At 49.1% G+C, this 6,232-nt stretch carries 5 protein-coding genes and 1 tRNA gene; 3 read left to right on the top strand and 3 right to left on the bottom strand.

The features are described from left to right. Positions 1-1,379: class I SAM-dependent methyltransferase (locus B3F49_RS09285; RefSeq protein ID WP_293910596.1), on the bottom strand; the 1,379-nt coding region annotated here is incomplete at its 3' end. Between the two features lie 169 nt (positions 1,380-1,548). Between B3F49_RS09285 and B3F49_RS09280 the strand changes: the two genes are divergently transcribed. Genes B3F49_RS09280 through galE form a run of 3 tightly spaced genes read left to right on the top strand, consistent with a single transcriptional unit; the run spans position 1,549 to position 4,360 of the window. Continuing rightward, positions 1,549-2,022: a hypothetical protein gene (locus B3F49_RS09280; protein ID WP_293890828.1), complete on the top strand. Its 474-nt coding sequence runs from the start codon at positions 1,549-1,551 to the stop codon at positions 2,020-2,022. After that, positions 2,023-3,360 carry a phosphomannomutase/phosphoglucomutase gene (locus tag B3F49_RS09275; protein WP_293910594.1) on the top strand — a complete coding sequence of 446 codons (1,338 nt, stop codon included), beginning with the start codon at positions 2,023-2,025 and terminating at the stop codon, positions 3,358-3,360. It begins immediately after the preceding gene. A gap of 13 nt (positions 3,361-3,373) precedes the next feature. Continuing rightward, a complete protein-coding gene (galE, locus tag B3F49_RS09270) occupies positions 3,374-4,360 on the top strand; it encodes a UDP-glucose 4-epimerase GalE (protein WP_293890822.1) in 987 nt (328 codons plus the stop codon). Between the two features lie 101 nt (positions 4,361-4,461). Here the strand turns inward: galE and B3F49_RS09265 are convergent. Further along, positions 4,462-4,534, bottom strand: a tRNA-Asn gene (locus B3F49_RS09265). A gap of 156 nt (positions 4,535-4,690) precedes the next feature. After that, the coding region (locus B3F49_RS09260) for a bifunctional metallophosphatase/5'-nucleotidase (RefSeq protein WP_293890819.1) at positions 4,691-6,232 on the bottom strand (1,542 nt) is incomplete at its 5' end.

Raw genomic sequence — 6,232 nt, 5'->3', positions numbered from 1 at the left:
TCGCTGGAGGACCTGCGGTCATCGCGGTCGCGGTAGGATGGCCGTTCGCCCCTGTCGCCGGAGGACCTTCTGTCATCACGATCACGGTAGGAAGGGCGTCGATCATCACGCGCCCCTCTGTGGTCATCGTTTCGACTCTCGCGCTCTTTTCTGGGAGCACGCTCGGTTCGATCTTGTTCAGCCTCTTCGTTTCCTTCAAATAGCGGAGCAATATCTTCATCATCCCAGCGAAGGGTCAAAAGGTCGTCTTCCACTTCATTGGCTTCAATTTCATCGGCAGCTTCTTCAGTTTCCAGTTCAAGATCAGAGGACTCTTCTTCCTGTACGACTTCTTCTGCACTCTCTGCTACAATTGCGTCTACCTGTACAGCTTCTTCTTGAGCAATGTCTGCTGCAACATTCTCTTGCTGTACATCAATGTCTTTTGCTACTTTTTCTTTTTTCATAACTTCTTCTTCCACATGTTCTTCACGCCGGTCTCTGCCAGCTTTTCTCTCAACGGTCCGCAGATCTGCTGCAGTTATCCGTACATCCTGTTGCTTTTCAAGCAACCACGTCCTTGCCGTTCCTAAACGGCGTGTAAACCCAGGGGCTGCAACCTGAGCCGTTATCTCTTGAACCTCAAAACCTCGAACTGCTTTCGTGTCCATCCTGAATGTTCCCAGATTTGTTGAGAACACCAGTTTCCCTTCCTTCGCCAAGAGTGCATTGAGCACTTTCATCCAACGCTGATAATCTCTTTGGACATCAAAATCATACTCCATCTTCCTGCTGTTGGAAAAACTCGGGGGATCGAATATGATCAAATCATATACCTTTCCACTCGAGAGAGCCTCAACAACATACTGCCACGCATCGGCGGCAACACAAGGATACAATGCGGTACTATACCCATTGTCAGCAAGATTCTTTTCAGCCCATGCAGTATAGGTACTGGACAAATCCACCGACTCAACGCTGGTGGCACCGCCCCTGGCTGCATAGACCGAGAAAGATCCTGTATAGGAAAACAGGTTCAGCACCCGGCATCCGCGGCTCATCGACTCAACCAGCATCCTCGTTGCCATGTGGTCAAGAAATAAACCGGTATCAATTCTCTTGGTCAGGTCTACGGTAAAGAACAGTTCATTCTCCGTGACTTGTACAACCAACGAGGTCTCGCCCTGCAAGCTGTGTTGTTCCTTGCCCACCCGTTTCGGTCGGCGATGGAAAATCACACGATCCGCCTGGACATAAAGCATACGGGAGACGATATCGCAGCATATCCGCTCCTCCTCTTCATCCAAGCCCTCTTCACTGTAATCGGTGACCCTTGCATAGGGACCATAGAGATCCACAGTGACGGGAAACCTCTCAAGGTTTCGATCATACACTCTCATACAAGTCGTACCGCTTTTGAGCATCATACGACGCATTTTGAGAGCATTGCTTTTCAAAATCTTGCTAAAATCCTTCTCTGTGTAATCCATTACAATCCTGGTAGCTCTTTCTGCAACGCAGTGTATATGCTAATATGGAAAAAAGCTAGTGAAGCAAAGGATAAAAATAATGGAAGAAGATGCACAAGCCTTCATCACTGCACTTGAAACGAGACACGAAGCACCGCTGACATGGAAAACCTATGCCACTTGGTATGGGAACAACCATGAGGTATTCAGAGAGTTCGGGGTTTTCTTCTATAGATGCAAAAACTCTTTCTACTTTGAAGATTTTGAACGAAATCCAACCATGTTCGGCATTAGTATGAAATCGAAGAAAGCAAAAACCCCCTTCAGTAAATATGAAGGTTCATTTTCTCTCGACGAAGTTGAGGATACCAGGCCCATTCCTAAAACCTTGGCTGCAAAAATCATCCAAGGAAGGCGTGACATCGCTTCAGTCAGACACCCCAACCTCTTGGACAAGCTGTTCAGACAGATGGTTGAGATGGTGACGTTGAAAGATGGGACAGTACATTTCTTTGAGCTGATGAATCGGAAACAGTTCGTTGATGAGTTGCAGCACAGCAACAAGGAGGAATAGATGGGAGCGTTCAAGGCGTACGATATCAGAGGAATCTACAACAAGGATTTCAATAAGGATACCGTCTATAAAATCGGGTATTTTCTTCCAAAACTACTCAAGAGCAACGTTGTACTCGTTGGAAGGGATGTCCGTACCAGTAGTGAGGAAATATTTGAGTACTTGTGCAAAGGTATTACCGATAGCGGCAGCGATGTGTATGACATCGGCCTAGCCACCACTCCCATGGTGTATTTTTCCACCGTTCATTTTGAGGTCGGTGCTTCGGTGCAGATTACAGCCAGCCACAATCCCGCGATATACAATGGGCTGAAGATCAGCAGGACAAAGGCTGTGCCGGTGGGCTCGGACAGTGGTCTCATGGAGCTGGAACAGATGGTTCTCAACGAAATCGTCGTGGTGGCGGCAAAGAAAGGCAGCATCATTACCAAGGATGCAAAAACTCCCTACCTGGCATTCCTCAAGCAGTTTGTCCCCGATACATCCAATCTGAACCTCACCATCGACTGTTCTCATGGTATGGCCAACCTTCTGGTGAAAGACCTGCTGGGGAATCACCACCACTATTTGTACGACCATTTCGACGGAACATTCCCAGCCCATGAGCCAAACCCACTGGAAGTGGAAAACTGCAAGGACCTTGAGGCTGCAGTGCTGAAAAACAAGAGCGACATCGGGGTAATCTACGACGGCGACGCCGATCGTGTGATGTTCCTCGATGAGAACGGCAGATTCCTCCAGCCCGACTATATTACAGCAGTACTGGGCCGCTACTACTTGAGCAAAGAAAAAGGGAATGTTTTGGTAGACATCAGGACCAGCCGCTCGACAACCGAATACTTGACCGGCCTTGGGGCAACCGTCCATGTCTGGAAGGTGGGTCATGCATTTGCAAAAACCAAGCTCAGGGACTTGGGTGCGATTTTCGGCGGCGAGCTCGCCGGACACTACTACTTCAGGGACTTTTACAACTGCGACAGCGGCTTTCTCGCCTCCCTCATCGTCCTGCAGGTTGTCAGTGAACTGAAGAAGCAGAGTATCAGCATCGGGTCTTTCATCGATTCGGTCATTGCGTATGCAAACAGCGGCGAGATGAACTTCAAGCTGGAAAACAAGGATGACGCCATGGCCGCCTTGCATGCCAGGTTCGTTGAGCATGACAAACCTACCAAGGTCATGGATTTCGACGGCTATCGCATCGAATTCCCTTCTTGGTGGTTCAATGTCCGAAAGTCAAATACCGAACCGTATCTGCGTCTGGTTGTAGAAGCCAAGAGCGATGCAGAACTGCAACAGAGAACCAAAGAGCTCTCTGACATCATCAAGAAGTTCGACTGACCAGGAGCGTCATATGAAAGTACTATTGTTCGGAGGTGCCGGCTATATAGGCACACATGTAGCATTGGAGTTTCTCGACCGCAACGACACAGTGGGGATCTTCGATAATTTATCGTCCGGCTTGAAAAGCAATGTTCATCCGGAATCTCTTTTTTATGAAGGTGACATTCGAGACAAGGCGCGGGTGCTTGAGGTGTTGTCGCTTGGCTGGGATGTGGTGATCCATCTTGCTGCATACAAAGCAGCAGGTGAGTCGATGATAAAGCCGATCAAGTATTCTGAGAACAACATCACCGGTTCCCTCAATCTGATCACCGGTTGTATCAAGGCGGGAGTGAAACACTTCATTCTCTCCTCATCAGCTGCAGTCTACGGAGAGCCGGCCTACCTTCCAGTTGATGAAAATCATCCAAAGAATCCCACCAACTATTATGGATATACGAAGCTGTGCATCGAAGAGAATCTGAAGTGGTATGCCGAGCTGAAGGATTTCGAGTATGTATCACTGAGGTACTTCAATGCAGCCGGGTATGATGAAAAAGGAAGGATGCTTGGTCTTGAGAACAATCCAGCCAATCTGATTCCTGTGGTCATGGAAGTTGCCATGGGCATCCGACCCAATCTTTTGGTTTTCGGCAATGATTACGACACTGTCGATGGTACAGGGGTCAGGGATTATGTACACGTAACAGATCTAGCCAAGGGTCATGTCTTGGCGGCTGAACACTTGATGGCAGGGAAAGGCAACTTAATTGTGAATCTAGGCTCTGAAGAAGGGCTCAGTGTTCAGCAACTGCTCGATACTGCCAGAAGCATAACCAAGAAGCCCATAGAAGCCCAGTATGTAGACCGCCGGCCCGGCGATCCTGCCAAGCTGGTGGCTTCCTCCAAGATGGCCCAGAATGTGCTTGGGTGGAAGGCAGAACATTCGTCTGCACAAACTATCCTGGAAACAACCTGGAGAGTCTATGAGGCCAATCAGAAGAGATTGAAGCCCTAACGGGTCATCAATTCTCGTGCGGCAGCCAAACCTGCCGCTTTTTCTATGCCCGATACAGACATGAAAAAAGACAACCCACAAAGGATTGTCTTTTTCTCTTGCTCGCCCGGAGGGATTTGAACCCCCGACAGGGTGGTTAACAGCCACCTGCTCTACCGACTGAGCTACAGGCGAATATCGTTTCGAACGATTGGTACATTACCTCATACCATTTTTTATGTCAAGCAGTTTTCTTTACAATCGCTACAAAATCAGGTGAAAGGAAGATTCGGCTACAAGAGAAGAACGGCTACCCGAAGGTAGCCGTCCAATACAACAGAATTGCGTGAATTACTTCACAGGATAATTCTTCTTCAGGAACTCAATGAACACATCGCTCAACAGGGAACCTTCGGAAAGAACCTTGCCGAACATGGTGTATCCGTCACCGCCGGCAGCCATGAAGTCGTTCGTGGCAACCTTGTAGGTCGCATTACGATCGATGGGCTTGCCATTGAGCAGGACACGAATGATGCGCTTGCCAGGGGCTGCAAAACGGTTGTAAACAACCTGCAAGTCAGTCTGGGAGAATGCACCATTCTGTTCGGGTAGCTTGCTGTAGCCATGCTCGAGAGCGGCATACACATCCGAACCCTTCATCTCAACAACAGTTATGATGTTGGTGAACGGCAGAACATTGATGACATCGCCCATCGTCACGTTTCCAGCCTTCAAGGAAGCACGGATGCCACCACCATTGGTAATGGTGAAGTCAGCACCACTTTCTGCAGTCATTGCCATGGTGATCAACTTCGAAAGGTTGGTCTGCTTGGTGCGAACGCTAGCACGTTCACCATCCAAGTCCTCAGGCAGCGTTGCAACAATAGTGCCGAGCTTCTCACTAAGCTGTGCAGACATGTATCCGACATACTCATCGACCTGAGAATCGTTGGGAATATCAGTAATGCCGTACTGCTTGGCAAGAGCGGAATCCTTGGCGTTCAGGACGTCGGCTGCAGGAATCAACATCGGATAGGTTGCAGTCACCTTACCGTTCTTGATATGCAGTTGAACCAGTCCAAGGTTCTTCAAATAATCGCCAGTCTGAACAATCAGAGTATCACCAATCTTCATGCCCTCTTTGAGCACGGTATGGCTGTGACCATCAACGAAGAGGTCGATACCCTTGATTTTGCTGACAATCTTATCGGTGGTAAGCCCACTGGCTCCATCAGGATCCATACCGATGTGGCCGAGTACGATGATGTAATCAACATACTGTTTTGCCATATCGATGGCCATCTGACCAATCTCAAAGATTTCTTCATTGGCAAAGGTTATGCCTTTGACGTTCTTCGGATGGGTCTTGGTGGCGGTATCAGGAGTGGTCAAACCAACGACTGCAATCTTGAAACCGTTGAAATCGTACACCTGGTACGGCTGGAACAGCAGATAGCCATTCTCATCCAATACGTTGGCCGACAGGACCTTGAGATCACTGTACTCTTCAGCAAGCCTAGCAGCCTCAATCAGGCGATCAGCGCCGTAGTTGAAGTCATGGTTGCCTGGAGCAACAGCATCGTAGCCGAGCATGTCGAGCAGGACTCCTACGGTCTCGCCTTCAAACATGTTCGCAAGGTTGGTTCCGTGGGAAACGTCACCAGCATCAAGAACGAGAATGTTGTCGGTGAGAGCACGTCCCATCTTCAGCATTGTGGACAGCTTGGAATAACCCATGCCACCGTCAGCAGGAACGATGCGTGCATGCACGTCGTTGGTGTGGACGATGAACAGGTCGAACTCTTCTGTACCAGCATCGTTCTTCACGATTTCGGTAACACCGAGCGGATACTCAACAGGCTCGGGAGCAGCAGCAACAGTGGCCGGGGCAGG

Origin of the sequence: Sphaerochaeta sp. UBA5836, from assembly GCF_002432845.1 — a bacterium.
Lineage (GTDB): Bacteria > Spirochaetota > Spirochaetia > Sphaerochaetales > Sphaerochaetaceae > Sphaerochaeta.
The sequence above is the reverse complement of the archived record's forward strand: the minus strand, read 5'-3'. Positions and strand labels throughout refer to the sequence as shown.

Coding starts and splice junctions, on each gene's coding strand:
- galE (WP_293890822.1), top strand. CDS start 3,374: ATGAAAGTACTATTGTTCGGAGGTGCCGGCTATATAGGCACACATGTA.
- B3F49_RS09275 (WP_293910594.1), top strand. CDS start 2,023: ATGGGAGCGTTCAAGGCGTACGATATCAGAGGAATCTACAACAAGGAT.
- B3F49_RS09280 (WP_293890828.1), top strand. CDS start 1,549: ATGGAAGAAGATGCACAAGCCTTCATCACTGCACTTGAAACGAGACAC.